Genomic DNA, 19256 nt, shown 5'->3' with positions numbered 1-19256 from the left:
ACCCTTAGTCATCAAAATATCGGCCCTTTATTTAAAATATAGTTCTGCGGTTTTTGTCCTCATTTTTATTATTTAAGAGCAGACCTATCGTCACGATTAAATCGATATAAAGAAGCCAAAACCCTTCTTACATTCAACTTGGTAATAAATTAACGTCGCAGAGTGATCTACAATTTAATGGTTCTGTCAGAGCCGTCAGCATTGTGTAAAAAGGCTGCAAACTCACGAACTTCACCGCCCTTACTCGGTCAATCTTAGAGCGAATAAACAGATACCTTAAACGGAGAACGCATGCGAGTAGCGACTTTATCTTTAAGTTTGGTTTCAGCGGTCGGTTTCGCAGCTGAGCCAAATCCTTTTCCAATTACGCCAGATGAAAGTGGCGAAGAGTTTATGGTCAGTGCAACGAATCCATATGTAAGCAGCACCGGGTATTCGGTACTTAAGCATGGCGGTAATGCGGTCGATGCGATGGTGGCGATGCAGATGACCATGTCGGTGGTTGAACCGGATATGACAGGGATTGGCGGTGGTACTTTTGCGCTGTTTTATCAAAAAGACAAAGATCAATTTCTCGCACTGGATGGGCGTGATGAAGCGCCCTCAAGTGCGACTCCAAATATGTTTATAGCAGATGGTAAAGCACTCAGTCGAAATGAGATTTTAGGCCCTCGTTCTGTTGCTATCCCTGGCACACTTCGCTTGCTCTATAGCACTCATCAACAATACGGAAAGCTACCATGGTCTGAGCTTGTTCAACCCGCGATTGAACTGGCAAGCAAGGGTTACGCGATGAACAGCTACACCTACGACATCGTGGTTCGTGAACAAGAACGATTGATTGAAGATCCAGAAATCGAAGCCCTGTATTGGAGTGACGACCAAATCAAACCAACCGGCACATTGATGAAGAACCCAAAGCTTGCTGACACTCTTAGCAACATTTCTCAACAAGGCGATAAGTACCTTTATGGTGGCGAGTTTGGTAAGCACATCGTTGAAACTGTGAACAGCAGAATAGATGCCGACCACGCAAAGCTCTCTATTGAAGATTTTGCACAATACCAAGTCAAACAGCGTGAGGTTATTGAAAGCGACTACCGAGGCAACAAGATTGTCTCGTTCGGTTATCCAGCCTCTGGTGGCGTGATGGTTGCTCAAAGCCTTGAAATATTAGAAGCTTATGACTTAGCCGCCATGTCTAAAACTGATGTTGAACCTTGGCGCTTGATGACTGAAGCCATGAGAATCGCCAAAGCCGATCGCATTGCGTATGCAGGTGACCCAGATTACATTGAAGCGCCAATTGCTGCCCTACTCGACAAAACCTACATCGACGAGCGACGTAAGCTCATTCCGGAGAGTGGCATTGCCAAAACAAAACCGAAAGCAGGCAAGCTATCTGATACCGATTACGCTCAATATCAAGGTTTTGAGAGCCAAGATACAGGGCACATATCTATCATCGACAAAGACGGTAATGCCATTGCAATGACCAGCACCGTCGGCACAGGCATGGGGTCAGGGGTAATGGTCGACGGCGTGATTCTTAATGCCCAAATGGCAAATTTCTCCACCAAACCCACAATAAACGGTAAACCGACTCAAAACTCTATTGAAGCAGGTAAGCGACCTCGTTCCGCGATCACCCCGTTAATGGTTATGGATAAAAAAGACGACCTGCGTTTAGTGGTAGGTTCTCCTGGTAGCTCACAAATTCCGGGGTACGTGTTGAAAACTGTGGTTGGTGTTTTAGATTGGGGTCTGTCTGCGCAGGAAGCAATTGACCTGCCGAACATTCAGTACGGCACCAAGATCGACCGCACCAAACCTTATGATCCAACAGGTTTGTTGGTCGAGAAGAAGACTTACGCTGAAATGTTGGTTCCAGAATTTATGCAGCTCGGTTACCCAGTACATGTCATTCCAGTGGTCAGCGGTTTGAACGCCATTGAAATCAAAGATGGCAAGATCCATGGCGCGACCGACAGACGCCGTGCATCAAGCTCTATAGGGGAATGATAAAACGAAACGGGCAAGTAATAGGCTTGCCCTTGTTTTGTCTCTAGTCACTTGAGCCTTGTATAAGCAGTTCATTGATACGAAAAAGCCAGTCGAATATTTCGACTGGCTTTTCATAAGCGGCTTATCTATTTACTCATTCAAATATTATGAACTTGGCGCTACTCGCTTCTCTTTCAACTGCTCAATAACATAGTCAGGAGCCACTTTACCTAGCTCACTTAAGCAATCATCGGTCTTGTCGTTGCCGTATCGCACGTAGATATCACATACCGCATATAACTGCTCTGGAGAACCAGAGATCAAATACGCTTTCTCGAACGATTTAGTCGATTTGTCGATATCCAGCTCTTCTTGTAGTACCCCATTCAAGTACCAGTAGTAGCTGTTATCTTTTGCAAGTTCTGCTGCTACTTCAATCTCTTTGGCTGCTGCTGCCTTGTCTTCAAGGCGAACCAAAGTTAATGATTTAGAATAGTGCATCGCTGCATTGTCCGGCACGTTCTTCAAACCACGATCCAACACCTCGACCGCTTGTTGATCTTTATTCTGAGCTCGGAAGTTATCCGCGTAGCTCAGCCAAACTTGAGGGTCTTTCTGGTGAGTATTAATCAACTCAAGATAAATCGTTTCCGCTTTATCCCATTCATTGTGCCAACGGAGCACGTCAGCGAACAACAATTGAAACTTTTCAGATTCTTGTGATTCCAAGAATGTGATTAACTCAGCGACGGGTTGTTCAATTTGTGCTTTCTGTTCTTTATCTAACGTATTGTAATCACGTACTAAGTTCGATGTTGCCGAGTGACGAACCATAGAATCTGTATCGCTCAGCAAAGGTGAAACTAACGCCCAACGATGCTCAAGTTGATATGGCGAAGAACCGATAATCGAAGCCTCACGAACTTCAGGGTTTTGATCTTTCAAACCTCTTGCCACCGCCACCAGCGCATTCTGGCTTGGGTATGAAGCAAGCTCTTGCAGTGCACCAGTACGATTCTCTATAGATTGGTTCTGATCTTGTGCCATGTAAGACAACTGTTGAATACGGGTTTGTGTGTCCGTCATTTCGAGCACTTGATTGATATTTTGTGCCGGAGCGTCAACAGTTTGCTGAACGCTATTCGCTGCCATCGCAGACGTTGAAATCAATGCGGACGTTGAAACTAATAGAGCAACAGCCGTCGCTAAACTCTTCTTCATCATAGTATTACCTTAAACTGGAGAACTTAGCCTGTCCTTAGACTCGTATCTGATTAAATTTGTCTTAGACCTGTTGACCCAAAAAACGAGTTAAAACTTGGTCTCGAACGTAGTTTGTTGCGCCTGTTTTGCACGATGTGCCATCAATACTGAGTCACTGAATTTGCCATGAGCAACCGGATGCCCCATCGCACGAGCGATATAAGCCATCGACTTGTCGACATGAGAAAAGAACTTGTGCCAACCTGCACATAAGTAGTTCAAGCCCGGTTCGCCTGCGCGAGTTTTGATAAAGCGGTTTTTAGGACATTCACCATGACAAGCAAACTTGTAATCACACTGCTGACATTGACTGGTCATTGTGCGTGATTTAGCGAAACCAAACTTTTGCTGTGGTGCGCTGTACGCCAAGTCATCAAGCTTCTCGTGATGAATATTGCCAATCTTGTATTCAGGGTAAACATAGTGGTCGCATGAGAATACGTCGCCATTAGGCTCCATCGCGAGGCCTTTACCGCAGATTTCATTCAGAGTACAAAGCGGGTTAGGACGCCCTATCCATGTTTCTAAACTTGCTTCAAAATACTGAACGAACACTTTACCGATGTCGTTCTTCGCCCACTCATCAAATACAGAAATAAGGAAGTTACCCCAAGCCAAGTCCGACACACACCACGATTCCATAATCGAGTCTTTATGGCCGGGGATAAGGCGTTTGTCGCCTTGTTTAAGCTGCTCACTCACTTGAGACGTTTGTGGCGCAACCGTTCTAAAGGTTTTTTGCTCAACGATAGGGATAAACTGCATTTGCGGTGACTTCACCACATCACGTAGGAAGCGATACACCTCAAGTGCATTTTGACTGGTGAGGTTATTCACACAAGTCAGCGTTGCGAATTTCACTTGGTGTTTGTGCAGCAGTTCAACGGCCGCCATCACTTGTTTGAATGTACCACGGCCTGCTCTGTTGACACGATACGCGTTGTGTAGCATTTCAGGGCCATCAATACTCAAGCCGATTAGGAAATTGTTCTGTGCTAAGAATCGCCCCCAGTCGTCATTCAATAATGTGCCATTGGTTTGCAGATCGTTTGAGATCAACACACCTTCAGGTCGGTACTTTTTCTGTAGTTCAACCACTCTTTCAAAGTACGCTAAACCCAGCATGGTCGGTTCACCGCCCTGCCATGAGAAGATAATTTCAGGCGTATTTTGACCTTCGATGTATTGTCGGATGTAGGTTTCTAACGTCTCATCATCCATTCTTGGAGAACTGCCTTTCTTGTACTCCAACAAATCTTGCTTACTTAGGTAATAACAATATTTACAGTCAATGTTGCACGCTGCGCCAATTGGCTTAGCCATAACATGCAAGCGTTTAGACGCTTTACCATTGTATTGTGGACCTTGAGTAATATGCATGATTTATCTACCTATCTTAGTGTCTGTAGCCATCATAATGCCTATTTCAGTCAGTGGCATGTTATACCCTTTATAACCAATAGGAATGACCTTAAACGTTAAAATTGCCCTCTATTTCGAACATTCGAGGCACGTGATGAAATTTTTCAATTACAAACAATTAGCGGCGATCAGCAGCGTCACCATGACTATTTTCCTAAGCGGCTGTGCGAGCGTGCCTACACACCCTATCGCCCAACAAATCGACCAAGAGATGGTGCTAGTTGAAGGTGGTACATTCACCATGGGTTCGAACGATCCTGAAGCGACCAAAGCAGAACGACCAGCGCGAGATATAACTGTAGATAGTTTCTACATTGCGAAGTTTGAGGTGACTCAAGAATTGTTCGAATCGGTGATGGGTTCATCTCTCAGTTATTTCCAAAACCCACAAGTTCCGGTCAATAACTTAAGTTGGCAACAGGCGAACTACTTCGTTGAACAATTGAACGAACTTACAGGTGAAGAATACCGCCTGCCGACTGAAGCTGAATGGGAATTTGCAGCGAAAGGTGGCAACAAGAGCAAAGGCTATACTTACAGTGGTTCCAATAACTTAGATGATGTCGCGTGGTACTCAGCAAATTCTAAAAATAGCGCACATCCAGTCGGGCTAAAGAAGCCAAATGAACTAGGCTTATATGACATGACCGGAAACGTGGGTGAGTTTGTAATTGATGCCTTCGATGACACCTTCTACCGATTCGGTCCAACAGACAATCCTAACAACGCAAAACACAGCGACGTTGGTTTATCACATAAATCGGTTCGCGGTGGCAGCTTTGCTTATGACCAAAACGAATCTGAAAGTTACCGTCGCGACTTCGCAAGCCAATCGATCACTATGTCGGACATGGGCCTGCGTTTAGTTAAGGATACGAACTAGCTAAGGCTCTGAACTAGCTAGAGATGCGAACTAACTAAAGATGTGAACCAGCTAAATGTGCGAACTAACTAAGGTGCCGACGGTTATGACTCAATAATCTTCACCAACAATCCTAAAAATACGATTCGCACTGTATACACGTTAGAAATCTGACCAAACCTTAGAACTCTGCGGCAATACTGAATAAGGAAACTCTATGCAATACACCAAGCTTTCAGGACTGACACTCGCGTTACTCTGTGCTCTCCCAGCTTCGGCTGCGGAAAAGCCAGATCTAGTCCTTCAAATCACGGTAGATGGCCTGCGCGCAGATCTAATCGAACGATATAAGCATAACTTCGGTGAAGGTGGTTTCCGGTACTTAATGGATGACGGCACTTACTACACCAACGCGAACTACCAACATGGCAACACGGAAACGATCGTGGGCCATGTGTCGCTTGCAACCGGTGCGCCACCGAGCGTACACGGCATGGTAGGTAACGTTTGGTATGACCGTAGCGAAGAGCGTTTGGTGTATAACGTAGAAGACGGCAACTACAAAATGTTGACCTCTGGCGCGGGTGTCGACAAAGCAACTGAGATCGACCCAACGCAAAAGACAGCACAGGGCGATGGACGTTCTCCGGAGCCAATACTTTCCACCACGTTTGGTGACGAGTTGACGGTTTCCAATAGTGGCAAATCAAAAGTGTTCGGTGTATCAGTGAAAGACCGCGGCGCAATCTCATTGGCGGGACACAGTGGTAAAGCCTTCTGGTTCTCCAAAGCGCAATCTGAGTTTGTCACCAGCAACTATTACTACGACGAGTATCCAGATTGGGTATCACGTTGGAACGAGAAAGCGATTGCTGCTCAGTACTCGAAACAGAAGTGGGAGCTCTCATTACCACGTGAGAAGTACACGCTTCAAGAACACGATACCGAACACAAAGTGAAACTCGGTGACTTCCAACGCACCTTCCCTCACCCTTATGGCCCTGCAAGTTACAAGTACTACAGCACAACGCTAACCGTTAGCCCGGCCGGTGACGAGATCACAGAAAACTTTGCAAGCACACTGTTGATGCAAGAGAAGCTAGGCCAAGGTGAAGTGACTGATTATCTGTCTGTGAGTTTCTCATCAAACGACTACGTGGTGCACTTATACGGCCCTGAAAGCCTAGAAACAGAAGACAATCTAATTCGACTTGATAAGACGATCGCCAAGCTTCTTAAAACCGTTGATAACCAAGTCGGGCTAAAAAATACATTAATTGTGTTGTCTGCCGATCATGGTGTCCCTGAATCTTCACCTGCGGCAAATGCGCTTGGCTTTAATCAAGCTCAATACTTCAATAGAGACACACTGCTCTCGAGTGGCGTAGAAAAAAGATTGAAGGATCAATTTGGTTTATCCAAAGACGCAATTCGCTTGTATGCACAGCCTTATATCTATCTGAATCACGATTTAATCGCAGAGAAGAAACTTGACCTAGCTAAAGTGCAGGAAGCGATCGCCGATGAAATAGCGAAAGTGAAGGGTGTAGCGTTTGCAGTATCAAGCAGCGATATTGCAGCGAACCGAGTGCCTGATACTCATGTGATGCAGCTAATCAAAAACAACTACCACCCTGCTCGTTCTGGTGACGTGTATGTGGTATTTGCACCGCGTAGTTACATTAACGACATGGAAGGCCTTCAAATCGCCTCTACACATGGCTCGCCATGGAAGTACGATACGCATGTCCCTGTAATCTTCGCAGGCTACGACGTTGAAGCTCAGAAGATCTCACGTGCAATCACGCCATACGACATTGCGCCAACACTTTCGAACAAACTGGGTATAACCCAACCAAGTGGATCAATTGGAGAGGTATTACAAGAGGTCACTGAGTAGAGTATACCTCTAAGGTTTCGAGAGCTAGATTTCGAATCCAGAACCCACTCATTAAAAGAGTCGTTTATCATATTCAGACTGATTCAGTCGAAACAGATAAGCGGCTCTTTTTGATCGATAAAGGATAGATTGAATCTAACCTAGTTCTTACCAGAATATCGAAACGCTTCTCTGGTCAGCTGATCCAACTGGTCATTATTCATCTTGTTGTGCACAACCGTGATACGGCCTAAATAAACCAGTGGGACTTCTGCTTCACGCTCTTCCAAATGAAACTTGATCGCTTCGGCCGTTGCCACACCAAGGTCATCACTCATTCTCATTGGAGTCGCATCCAGTTCATCCGTACGAATCTTTTCAATCTCTTTCGCTGTACCGCCCCAACCCGTCACATAGATTTCAGACAACATGTCGGCATTGTTTAATGCATCCACCGCTCCCATGGTCATCGCAGTATTGGCGTTGTGAACCATGGTCACCTCGGGGAAATTACCGAGCACTAAACGAATCCCATCGGCACCGCCTATCTTCTGGTATTGCCCAAAATGCTCATACACTGTTAGCCAATCACCTTTCTCTTCTACGCAATCAATGAAACCTTGTGAGCGTTGAGTATCGGTTATTCCCGGAATCCCACGATTCGCTGAAAATTCCACGTCGTTACCGAGCTCTTTCACCACATGGTCACACAGGACATCGGCCCCCATCGCGCTTGAAAAATCGAACCAGCTATCCGGTTGATGTTTCCATTGTTCATTAGGCGTGTGAAAAGCCCAAATAAAGGTTTTGAACTCTGTCGAAGCAGACAGTTTTTGAATATTCTCAGCTTGAATACCCAGCTCAGAAGGGCCGAAAATAACGAAGTCGTAAGGGGTTTCAGAGTTCAACACTTGTTCGGTGTATTGGGTCTGCAATGAGTGCTCAATTTGCCTTGAAGTGAACTCGCTGATCTCAAATGGTAACTCCAAAGCGACGAGCCTTTGCTTCAATGCTGTGTAATTTCTTGTCCAAAAGTCAGAAATATCTGCACTTGGGTAAATTAATGCAATTCTAACCGGTTTTTCTACCGACATTGGAGCCAAAAGAATCGGTTCGCCACTCACAGTCTCTTGAAATTTTTCGAGTTTCTGAGCATCAGCCTCCACCCTTACCCGGTCAGACTTGGCGTACAAAGGGAAGGAAAAACACGCTGTCAGTAGGGTTAGCAAGACGTTTTTACAAATTTGATCCGGCATAACTGTTACCAAATGTTTGAATGTTTATTAACATTATTATAAATATAGAGCGATTATAAGTTAAAGCGTTTTATAAGCCATATGAATAATAGATTAAATTTTGCGAGTTTGTTGCTCGCTATTACTTGCTACTCTCAGAGTTTTGCGGGTAATCATGAAGACGATTTCTTCCAATATGCTGAAGAAAAAGTGATGCGTGCGGTTTCCAACCAACGAACGTGGAATGGCCCCACACAAGGCCCTGCTGTGCGCCATGAAAAGAACGTTATTTTTGTCGCGTCTGATTTACGTAATGGTGGCGTTTATGGCGTTGGGAAAGGCATATCTGAAGCCATTTCTAACATCAATTGGCACCTTAGATTCATCGATGGATTAGGCTCAGAAGTGCGCCAAGGTGCAGCTATCAGGAAAGCGATTGGTTTTGAGCCCGATGCCATTGTTTTGGGCGGCATTGACGCTGTCCGACACAAAACCATTTTGAAACAAGCTGAAGATCTGGGAATCGTTGTCATTGGATGGCACGCGACTGAACTTGTCGGTGGTAATCCAGAAATAGGTTTATACACCAACATCACCACCGACCCTCTCGATGTGGCGGAAGTGGCCGCGCTACTCGCGATTGTAAACTCAAACGGTCGAGCGAGAACCGTGGTGTTCACCGACCCTAACTATGAAATCGCGATGATCAAAGCCAACGCAATGGTCAATACCATCAAGCGTTGCAGCACTTGTGATGTACTTGAGCTTAACTATTTACCGCTCGATAAAATTGCCGAGCAAATGCCTGCGACATTAAAGAACCTAGATGAGAAGTACGGCGAGAAAGTCACTCATCTTCTGGCAATCAACGACCTGTACATTGACTACGCTATCCCGTCTTTGGAATCAAACCTAGAGGAGTACCGGTTGATACCACAAAACATCTCAGCGGGTGACGGTAGCAAGGCAGCGTACAAAAGAATTAATAGCGGTCAATTCCAACTGGCAACAGTACCTGAACCCTTATATCTACAAGGCTGGCAAATAGTCGACGAACTCAACCGAGCATTTAATCACATGCCGCCAAGTGGCTACTCTGCCCCTGTGCATCTCGTCACGCCCGATAATGTTGAAGAACTCATCAGCCAGTCAGACAAAGGCATCTACGACCCTAAAAATGGCTACCGTGAAGCGTATCTGAAAATTTGGAAGCCACAATGAAATTACCTCAGATAAACATCACCCAACGACTCATTATTTCGAACCTGCTTTCGCTTTTGATTGTCAGCTTTGCTGTCATCATGGTGATTCGATCTCTCTATTACGTCGAGTCAACGCTTAAAAACGAAACTTCTACACACGTATCAGACTTGATTGTTAACTCTGAAATCAGCCGACGCGTATTTACGCTCACCTCTCGAGTTAAGCTACTTGAACAAACTTTTTTGTTCAGTGAAACCACACTGTCGGAAGAAGCATTTAATGTGGATTTCCAGCTTCAACGACTCAGAGACCTATCAACTAACGAAGGTTTCTCGCAAAAAATTGATGCCTTTATCGATAACTTCCATCGTTTCTTAGGCAGTTCGCTCGCATTAAATCGAATTCTAAAGCAGACCAATCAGATCGACGCCACCTTAGCCGAACAGCTTGATCAGCTCGAATTTGCGATAGCCGACAGCAAGCTTAGGCACTTAGACCAACCCAATTTCATTCGTTATAACAATGAATTAGATCTTATCAACATGTTGAGAGAGTCGTTCCTCACCTCAGGAAAAATGGTTGGAGACATTCACAGTCGCATCACGCCAGAAACGGAGAAAGTACTGCTTATCGAAGTCGAGAAAGAACTCGATATATTCTTACTCCACTTAGAAAACGTTGATATCGAAACGACGGCGGTTATTGCTGAGAAGAAAAGAATCAATCGAACGGTGAAACGATACAACGCCGCTTTAAAGCGCATTAGAGCTAATCTGGAGCAGCGTTGGTTGGTGATGGCTTCACTCTTAGTCGCTCAAAGCGACCTATTGGAGATGGTAGAAAAAACCGAGTCACGCGTACAAAGCCAAGCCTTAGAATTAACCGACCAGCTTGAAAAAGAGATCGGTTTATCAAGACTAAACGCCATTATTATCAGTTTTTCAGCCGTTGTATTATCGATGTTGTTGGTTCACCACGTTGTTCGACATCACATTCGAAAGCCACTCAATGCACTGAGACATGGCTTCGATCGTCTAGAGTCTGGAAGCCTAAAAAACCCCATTAACTTGGGCCGAAGTGACGAATGGTCTCACTTAGAGAAAGCCTATAATGATATGGCTTCAAGGCTATCTAAAGCATACCTAGACCTCACTGAAGAAAAAAAGAATTTCGACTTCCTCGCCCACCACGATCCACTGACCAGTTTGGCAAATCGACTATTGGCAACCAAACAGTTAGATGAAGAGATCAGGAAATCCTATGAGAACAACGCCTCTTTCTTGCTGTTCTACCTCGACATTGACGAGTTTAAGACCATTAATGATTCTTTAGGGCATGCACCAGGTGACAACTTATTAGTCAATGTCGGGCACATATTGAGTAACTTAGTGGGTGATAAAGGCTTTGTTGCGCGAATGGGCGGAGACGAGTTCTTGGTTGTTTACTCAAACATTGGGTTAGACGAAGGCGAACCTATCGCAGACCGCTTAAATCAAGCGTTAAGAAAGCCTTATTACATCGATGATAATTCTATCTTTGTATCGGCGAGTATTGGTGTGTGTGAGTACCCTACTCATGGTTTAGATCGTGAAACTCTAATCAGAAATGCGGACACAGCAATGTATCACGCAAAGCGAAACGGCCGAGATCAATATCGCGTCTACGCGGACGAAATGACTCACGAGGTAAATGACTTGATTGAAACCAACATGGGGCTTCATCAAGCCATTGCCAATGACGAGCTTGAAGTCTTCTTCCAACCCAAAGTCAACTTAGACTCGCAAGACATCATTGGTGCCGAAGCTCTAATACGTTGGCGTCACCCTAAACTGGGCTTATTACCGCCCGTCGATTTCCTTGAGGTTGCCGAAAAAAGTGATCTCATTATCGACATTGATAAATGGGTATTTAAGAAAGTAGCGAATCTGATTACCGAATGGCAACGCGCGGGAATGGACCTACAGGGCGTAATTTTTTCCATCAACTTCTCAGCGAGAATGTTCTATATGACCGATCTCGCAGACCAGTTACAAGTGATACTCGACGAAACAGATTGTCAGCCTCATCAACTGCTTCTGGAAATCACAGAAAGGGATATGATGCGAGATTTCGAGACCTGTTCAAGGACCATCGAGGTACTTCATTCTAAGGGTTACAAGATCGCTATCGATGATTTTGGAACGGGTTATTCTTCGTTGTCGGTGTTGAAGAATCTTTCCGCCGATTGCGTAAAATTAGATCGAAGCTTTATTGAAGATATTAACTCGTCAAAAGTAGATTATGAGATTACTTGCGCGGTTCTGAAGCTCGCGCAAATACTCGATTTCTCAGTGATTGCAGAAGGCCTTGAAACCCAGAATCATGTAACGACTCTGCGCCAGATCGGTTGCAAATACGCTCAAGGCTATTTCTTCGCGCGACCTTTACCTATTGATGATTGGGTGTCCTACTTCTTGCTTAACTCAGAACAGAGCCCAAAAGAGGCTTAGTATCCGTTATTTAAATTAAACAGTTCAGTAAGTTAAGTTCCTTCACTGATTTATGATTAAACAAGGGCTGCCTTCGAGCAGCACCAAGCGAAACATATCTTACGAGTCCCACCAGACTCTAACTTGTAGGTCAATATCCCGTCCCCTTGTAGTAAACACCGCTTACCTCAGCTCAGGGATACTGGCTTTCTTTCCATTTAAAATTGCGCGAATGCTTTCTATGAAAAAGCCCTTTAGAAGCTAACTTGATAACTCTTTTGCCGCCGCTTTGAGCTTAGTGCGCAACCACTTGTGGCTAGGTTCGTTAGTGCGACTGGGGTGCCAAATCATACACATATCGAGGTCTTCCAATTCGAATGGCAAAGGCAGAGTTTTAACGTCATATTTTTCAGAAAAGCAACGCACCGATGACATAGGTAGCACGCCAATGTAATCAGAGCCCTCAATAACAGGCAGCATCTCAACAACGCCAGCAGCTCGATAGACTATTCTGCGTTTTTCAAGGTCACTGTAGTGTTCAGAACTCAATAAGCTTCTACGTGCATGCCATCTTGAAACAACCACATGATCAAGTGATAAAAACTGTTCCATATCGATAGTGTCACCAATCGTGGGATGGTCTTTACGGCACACCACCACCAGTTCCTCTTTAGAGATCACCTCATGCTTGAGCATGGTTCTTCCTCTTGGCGTCATATCGATAATGACATCATGTCTTTGAAGCCTTAAATCAGACTCGTAATCTTCCGTAAATAGAGGATGAATTTCTAATGCGATACCAGGTGCGACTTGACTGATTAACTGCATGACTCTTGGCATCATTTCATAACTCGCAGCTGAAACACAGGCAATTGAAAACACGCGGCCAGAGGTTTTAGGGTCAAAATCTCTTGATGCGGATAAGGTAGAAGTAAAGTTTTTAAGCGCAGCAGCCATTGCTGGATAGATATCAATAGCGAATGTGGTTGGCTCTACGCCAGAAGTAGTTCGATGAAACAGTGGCTCGTCATAGATATCTCTCAACCTTGCAAGCGCTTTGCTCACAGCTGGCTGGCTTATATCCATGCGATTAGCAGCCCTAGATAAGTTCTGCTCTTCATAAATAGCGACAAATATAGGAATTAGATTGAGTTCGGTACTTTTCATACAGTTCCATATTAAAGAAGCAGGTCCCCTATAGTAGAGAACCTGCCGATTTTGTTCGATGCGAATAACTAAAGTTTGCTACTTAGTTCTATCTTTTAAGTCTGGCAAGGCTTTAGGGATTTTCAAGCGGTCGAAAATTGAACGAGAATTGCTTGAGTTTGATGTGTCATTGGTTAAGTTACGTAACCCTCTCCACAAACGAGTAAAAACGTTTTTGTCTTCTCGCCCTTGTTGGAGGGATTCACTGTCTTCTAGCCAACGTTTCTGTCCATTCAATTTACCAAGTTGCGCTTTATTCAGTTGTGCTTTATCCAGCTCTAACTGAGAGGTTTCGTTTCGTAATTGACGATAGATAAAGGTTCTTAATGCAGGCCAATTACCTTGCTTAAGTAAACGACGTAGTACCAACCAACTTGGTGTTGGGCGGTTCGCGTAATAACGTTTAACAGAAACAAAGCACGCTACACCGAACAGCAAAGCCAGACCAACGCTAATAAACACTGACATGTAAGCCTTAATGAAAGATTGGACTGTGTGTTTGGCTTCAAACACATTCCCTTTTATCACTACATTTTCAAGGCGTTGATTCTTGCTGTCCCACCACTGAAATGAAAACTCTGGCAACGTAAATTCACCGCCCTGCTGAATAACATAAACCGTCTCCTCAATTCGACTGGAACGGTAGTTACCACGATCTTGAGTATCATCTAAACGATTAGGCTGCGGGTAAGCTTGGTACTGCTGGGTCGATTCATTGTTCAACACGTCCGGAAGTAATACAGAAAGGCTGTCTTTGGCCTTGATGGTTACCGTTCGAGTAATGGCATCGCCTACTTTTAAGTTTTCACTCGAGCGTTGCCATTGTTGCTCTGTATCTACTTCTGTTGCAGAAAACCAAGGCGATTCATTATCAAGTAAACCTGAAGGCAACGAAGCTTCAAACTTAATTGGCTGCGTGTAAAGCGTACCGCCAACGTTAGAACCATCAGGAGCAGAAACTTGGACGCGAACCGGCACGGTTGGAATGACAAACTCGCCAGAAGTCATCGGATAGAGTGTTACTTCCCATCGTTGACGCGACCATGTAGTGCCATTGACCCGTTCCGTGTAGTTCGTCGCGAGTTGGTTACGTTGCTTAGCGATCACGTTAGCGATTTCGATACTGCCGATTCGAGTCCCTCCCGTTAACCAACGCGGCGTCGCCACCTCAATATTCAGAATTACCTGCTCATTAACGCTCACTTTAGTCGGCGTTATCTTATCGCCTGACTTTGGCTTTTCCCCTACCCAAGCGATAAGCTCAACGTCACCACTTTTTTGGAGATCGAAGATATCGGCAGCAGAAGCAACAAAAGGAGAAAACCAACTCAATATAAGAGTCATCGACAGTAACCACTTATGGGTTCTGAATCGCACTCTCTTTGATTGAATGGCTTCAAGAGCTAAATCATATCGACTCATTGGGTTTGCTCCTGTTTTGATGCCTGTTCCGGTTTTGACGCTTGTTCGATGGAAGGTGCAGGGTCTCGTAGCTGAATTTGGAATTTAGATTTTAAGAAGAACTTAGGGTCCGCTTCTACTCGTTTTAACCACTTATCGGCAAGCTCTTGGCTACCCAAAATTTCATTGGCATTAAGCGTTTCCTTGAGCATCAATTCCGCTACCGTTTCTTCTTCAGCGCCATCACCCGTTCGTGGCTGATCGTCTTCGAGTTCTAACGACTCTTCAGGGCCATCTGTGGTTCCGGACTGGCTTTCACTGGTTCGGTTTACCTCTTCGACAATTCCACTAAGTACAGCAAGATTGTTCTCCACATCCGTTCTTAGTTCTGGTGACAGATCCTCTTTCTCGCTTAATGATTTCAAAAGATCTCGCGCGGCAAGGTATTCACGCTGCCTGGCTAACGCGCTCGCCGCGTTGTATAAACCAAGGTCAGTTTTGGTTTGCAGGAATGCACTGTGAGCGAGCTTAAAATCACGAGCATAGTAATAAGCCGCGCCCTTTCGCATTGGGTCAGTAAAATGTTTGGCAGCTTGAAGATATTCTTTCTGATTCAACAGGCGTTGACCTTGCTGATCGGGCGTTAACCATAAGTCCCACCACCATTGAGCTGTTTTGTCCCAAGTAGTAACCGACTCCACCACAACTGGTTTCTCAGCGGTTAAGTTGACTGTTTTCGCCAAAGTGTCTGGTGAATACATGCTGCTTGTGATCATCAAACCAACGACACACCACTGCACCAACCACCCTTTTCTGAACCATAGCAACATAATGAAAGCCATTGGAATAAGCAGTCCATAGCCCATGTCTTTCCAAGGCATTGAAGATTCGCCGTTGAGCTGCATGTTTCTTTCAACCGCTCTGTTCAGTTGTTGGATATCCGAATCATCAACGGTCACTTCAATCACTCGTCCACCCGTCTTACTCGCTAAGTTACGCAGTGAATCTAGGTCGACAGGGTTATCGCTCACCACATTACTGTTTCCTGCGGCGAGAATGAGCAACTGATACGGATTGTCGTTAAAGAAACTCTCGTACGCCCTAATGGTGCTTGGGTTTACACCATCTGATACCAACAGTACAGAAGAGCCTAACTCACCAGACAGTTGCTGATTAATCAGTGGCAGTGCTTCTTCTGCTGACTTACCTGATACCGGCATGATATCGGGCGTGATAGCCGCTAGAAACGGTTCGAATACTTTGCTGTCTTGAGTAACGGGCATCGCGACGTGTGCGCTGCCGGCATAAACCACTAAGCCCGTATTACCGCCTTTCCGAGCTGCCAATAAGTCTCTAATCTTCTGCTTAGATCGTTCCAAGCGACTCGGTGGTAAGTCTTTAGCGAGCATAGATTCACTGTTATCAAGCACAACCAACATCGACGCTTTGTCTTCACCAAAAGGCGAAGCCTCACGCTGCCATGTTGGGCCAGAACAGATAATGATGGCGATAGTTACAATCACCACCAATAGCTTCAATGGCAGCTGCTTACGCCAGCCTGTTTCGCCAATCGTCAATGCATCACGTAAGTGTGCAGGTAGAATGTCTTTCCACGTTGGTTTGGTCTCTTCTCTCCAACGAACCCATAACAGGAAGAACATCGGAATAAAGGCCAACAACCACAAAGGTCGGATAAAATGAAACTGGGTGAATAACTGTTGTAGAGTGAGAGAATCAGGCATCATCCTCTCCTTTCAATTTTTTAGTTTTAGAAGCCAAAAGCGACCTTCTACGTAAAGTCGCCAGACTAAAGGCCGTCAAATACATCACAACAACAATCGCCATTAAGTAATGGTGCAGTCCCTGTTTAGGACGATAAGTGGTACTTTCATATAACTGTGGTTCTAGTTCACCGATTTGAGCGTAGGCTTTGGTAAGTTCGTCGCGGTTAAGTGCCTCAAAGGCTTCGCCACCAGACTCTTGAGCCACTCGTTTGATGGTTTCCATATCCAAAGCCACTTCACCAACGGTTTGTGGGTCACCCATGGCGATCACGTGAATACGAACGCCTTTCGCCTTCGCAACTTTGGCTGCATCAATCGGTTCAACAAAGCTTCCCGTATCATTACCGTCGGTTAGTACGATCACGACCTTCTCTTTTTCGTTGGCATCAACACTTGAATCTTGAACGGCAGCACTTTGCTTTTCGCTTTGTTCAAACACCTTAATCGCCAAGCCAATTGCATCACCTAAGTGCGTGCTTTGCCCTGCCATAGCGACATCGGTTTGATTAAGCAGTTCAAGCCACACATCTTGGTCAGCTGTAAACGGTGTTTGTACAAACGCTGCATCACCAAAAAGAATCAAACCGAGTCGGTCCCCTTTTCGGGTAGTCGCAAAATCAGCCAGCACTTCTTTGGTCGCGTCCAAACGAGATATTTTATCGCCCCGCTTAGAGGTAAAGTCTTGTTCTGCCATTGAGCCAGATAAATCGACCACTACCATCACATCACGACCTAATTGTTCGCGAACTTGCGGCTCACCAAGAATGGTTGGTTTAGCGAGCGCGCACACGACCAATGCCCAAGTAATAATGAGCGTGGTTCGTTGCCACCAGCTTGGTGTTAGCTGGCTTGCCCCTTCAGACGGCGCTTCACCAATAGCTTCAACCAATTCACTGAAAAACGGCACCTTGATGGCCATTTGCTTGGTTCGATAAGCTGGCACAGCGAAGTAGACCAACAAAGGCAGAGGTAACGCAATAAACCACAGCGGATGCGCAAATTCAAAGCTGGAAGATAAAACATCAAACATTGTCTTGCCCCTCAACCGTTACCTGTACATTCGGCTTGTGAAGTTTTAGCCACATCATCGCGGTTTGAATCACCTCTAAACGCTGTTCAAAGCTCAAACGCACATTAGGGTCAATTAGGCTTTGCATCCATAATTCCGAAACTTCATAGGCAAAGAACGCATTGCTGTTTTCACTTGTGTTAGCGCTACCAGGTAGATAAGCGTTTAGACAGTTTACATAGTCTTGTCCAAACAGCTTTGCATTACTGCTGTCTAGGTAACGAAGCACCACTTTCAGTACTTTGAAGGTTCGTTCTGTTGAATTTTTGTCTCGTGCATCCAGTACTATGAGCTCTTGAAGCGCTTCTTTGCGATAACGGTTATTCCACCATTTCTGCGCCAAACGATAAACCAGATAGATAGCGACCAATAACAGAATAACGCCAAAGATCTTCCAGCCGATCGTTTGAGGAGCCCAGCTCACACTGTCAGGAATCGCTACATCGTGCAGTTCGCGGAGGATATAGGTACTTGGAGGCGTATGTTCAACGGCCATTTAGCGCCCTCCCACTAGCTTCTGCAGCTGTGATATGTGATTGCCCGACGTGTCTAATTCTATATAAGGGAGGTTTTTCATCGCCATCAATTTAGCAAGGGACTGTTTCTGAAGTGCCGCTTTCTGAGCAAGACTTTCACTCGCGAGGTTTACCTTAAATTGACTATCCAGATTAAGTTGAAAGCGACCATCACCCACCACCCAGTTTGCGCTTGCAAGATCTTGAGGCAATGACTGTTCTAATGGGTCGGTGACCATAATGGCCAAGATATCGTTGTGTTGCTGTAACTGCTTTAGTCGATCGAGATGTTGTTCTCGGCAATCTCGCCAGTCACTAATGAATATCAAGGTTGATTGCTTGAGTCTCATTCGCTTGATCAGTTCAATCCACTGGCTAAAACCAACACCATCATTGTCACTGACACTCACCCCTAAGCTTTGATTGGCTTTTGCTAGGTGCTTGAGCTGCGCCAGTAAATCAGACTGAGAACGCTGTGCTTTGCTGTGAAATAGCTTTTGGTGTGAAGCTAAAACAAAGCCGACACGGTCGCCGTCTTTAAGCACTCGCCATCCACACAATGCCGCCACTTCGGCAGCCACAACAGATTTCATGGTATTTTGAGAAGCGAAAAACATCGAACTGCGCTGATCAACACAGATCATCACATTTCGGTCTTTCTCTTCGGTGTAACTACGAACATGCGGCTTGCCTGTTCGCATTGTCACTTTCCAATCGAGGTTGCGGATATCATCACCCAATTGATAATGACGCAGTTCCTCGAAATTCAAACCTCGACCGCGAAACAAAGAATTATGTCGTCCTGACAATACGCTGCCTGCCTTTAAATGAGGTAACAGAGAAAACGACTCCGCTTGAGCCTGTATTCGCACTAGCCTTGAATAGTCACAATACAGTCGTGGATCAAGGCCTTGCGATTCGGGAGCTTGTGTTGGCTTCGCCATA

14 protein-coding genes are annotated in these 19256 nt (G+C 45.2%); 5 read left to right on the top strand and 9 right to left on the bottom strand.

Translation table 11 applies throughout. From position 1 onward, the window contains the following. The first annotated feature begins 291 nt into the window (after nucleotides 1-291). Nucleotides 292-2022: a gamma-glutamyltransferase gene (ggt, locus tag L3V35_RS00300; protein ID WP_237298070.1), complete on the top strand. Its 1731-nt coding sequence runs from the start codon at nucleotides 292-294 to the stop codon at nucleotides 2020-2022. A gap of 147 nt (nucleotides 2023-2169) precedes the next feature. Here the strand turns inward: ggt and L3V35_RS00295 are convergent, their stop codons facing one another. Together L3V35_RS00295 and L3V35_RS00290 are read right to left on the bottom strand one after the other, a co-directional pair. Continuing rightward, nucleotides 2170-3228 (bottom strand): HEAT repeat domain-containing protein, encoded by a 1059-nt coding sequence (locus tag L3V35_RS00295; protein WP_237298069.1) that lies wholly within the window; start codon nucleotides 3226-3228, stop codon nucleotides 2170-2172. 87 nt (nucleotides 3229-3315) lie between these two features. Beyond that, complete coding sequence (locus L3V35_RS00290; RefSeq protein WP_017080106.1) at nucleotides 3316-4647, bottom strand: anaerobic sulfatase maturase; 1332 nt, start codon at nucleotides 4645-4647, stop codon at nucleotides 3316-3318. 136 nt (nucleotides 4648-4783) lie between these two features. On the opposite strand from L3V35_RS00290, the gene L3V35_RS00285 reads away from it, so the two are divergent. Together L3V35_RS00285 and L3V35_RS00280 are read left to right on the top strand one after the other, a co-directional pair. Beyond that, complete coding sequence (locus L3V35_RS00285; RefSeq protein WP_017082350.1) at nucleotides 4784-5572, top strand: SUMF1/EgtB/PvdO family nonheme iron enzyme; 789 nt, start codon at nucleotides 4784-4786, stop codon at nucleotides 5570-5572. 196 nt (nucleotides 5573-5768) lie between these two features. Then, on the top strand, nucleotides 5769-7451 hold the full coding sequence (locus L3V35_RS00280; RefSeq protein ID WP_237298068.1) for an alkaline phosphatase family protein: 1683 nt from the start codon (nucleotides 5769-5771) through the stop codon (nucleotides 7449-7451). A gap of 140 nt (nucleotides 7452-7591) precedes the next feature. On the opposite strand, the gene L3V35_RS00275 is transcribed toward L3V35_RS00280, so the two are convergent. Beyond that, nucleotides 7592-8686 carry a substrate-binding domain-containing protein gene (locus tag L3V35_RS00275; protein ID WP_237298067.1) on the bottom strand — a complete coding sequence of 365 codons (1095 nt, stop codon included), beginning with the start codon at nucleotides 8684-8686 and terminating at the stop codon, nucleotides 7592-7594. Between the two features lie 81 nt (nucleotides 8687-8767). Between L3V35_RS00275 and L3V35_RS00270 the strand changes: the two genes are divergently transcribed. Continuing rightward, nucleotides 8768-9886: a substrate-binding domain-containing protein gene (locus L3V35_RS00270; protein WP_237298066.1), complete on the top strand. Its 1119-nt coding sequence runs from the start codon at nucleotides 8768-8770 to the stop codon at nucleotides 9884-9886. After that, on the top strand, nucleotides 9883-12357 hold the full coding sequence (locus tag L3V35_RS00265) for an EAL domain-containing protein (RefSeq protein WP_017094544.1): 2475 nt from the start codon (nucleotides 9883-9885) through the stop codon (nucleotides 12355-12357). The genes L3V35_RS00270 and L3V35_RS00265 overlap by 4 nt, the downstream gene beginning before the upstream one ends. Before the next feature lie 240 nt (nucleotides 12358-12597). On the opposite strand, the gene L3V35_RS00260 is transcribed toward L3V35_RS00265, so the two are convergent. The 6 genes from L3V35_RS00260 to L3V35_RS00235 form a co-directional block, all read right to left on the bottom strand. Further along, complete coding sequence (locus L3V35_RS00260) at nucleotides 12598-13503, bottom strand: LysR family transcriptional regulator (protein ID WP_171330147.1); 906 nt, start codon at nucleotides 13501-13503, stop codon at nucleotides 12598-12600. Between the two features lie 78 nt (nucleotides 13504-13581). After that, the gene (locus L3V35_RS00255; protein ID WP_237298065.1) at nucleotides 13582-14964 is read right to left on the bottom strand and encodes a BatD family protein; all 1383 of its coding nucleotides are present in this window, start codon (nucleotides 14962-14964) and stop codon (nucleotides 13582-13584) included. Continuing rightward, entirely contained in the window at nucleotides 14961-16685 is a 1725-nt protein-coding gene (locus L3V35_RS00250) for a VWA domain-containing protein (RefSeq protein WP_237298064.1), read from the bottom strand. The genes L3V35_RS00255 and L3V35_RS00250 overlap by 4 nt, the downstream gene beginning before the upstream one ends. Beyond that, nucleotides 16678-17757: a VWA domain-containing protein gene (locus tag L3V35_RS00245; RefSeq protein WP_017082356.1), complete on the bottom strand. Its 1080-nt coding sequence runs from the start codon at nucleotides 17755-17757 to the stop codon at nucleotides 16678-16680. The genes L3V35_RS00250 and L3V35_RS00245 overlap by 8 nt, the downstream gene beginning before the upstream one ends. Next, a complete protein-coding gene (locus tag L3V35_RS00240; protein ID WP_237298063.1) occupies nucleotides 17750-18292 on the bottom strand; it encodes a DUF4381 domain-containing protein in 543 nt (180 codons plus the stop codon). Before L3V35_RS00240 ends, L3V35_RS00245 begins: the two co-directional genes overlap by 8 nt. Then, nucleotides 18293-19255 (bottom strand): DUF58 domain-containing protein, encoded by a 963-nt coding sequence (locus L3V35_RS00235; RefSeq protein ID WP_237298062.1) that lies wholly within the window; start codon nucleotides 19253-19255, stop codon nucleotides 18293-18295. Between the last annotated feature and the right edge of the window lies 1 nt (nucleotide 19256).

The organism is Vibrio sp. L5-1, from assembly GCF_021728315.1.
GTDB classification, from domain to species: Bacteria; Pseudomonadota; Gammaproteobacteria; order Enterobacterales; family Vibrionaceae; genus Vibrio; species Vibrio splendidus_K.
This window is presented reverse-complemented; position numbering and strand designations above follow the sequence as displayed.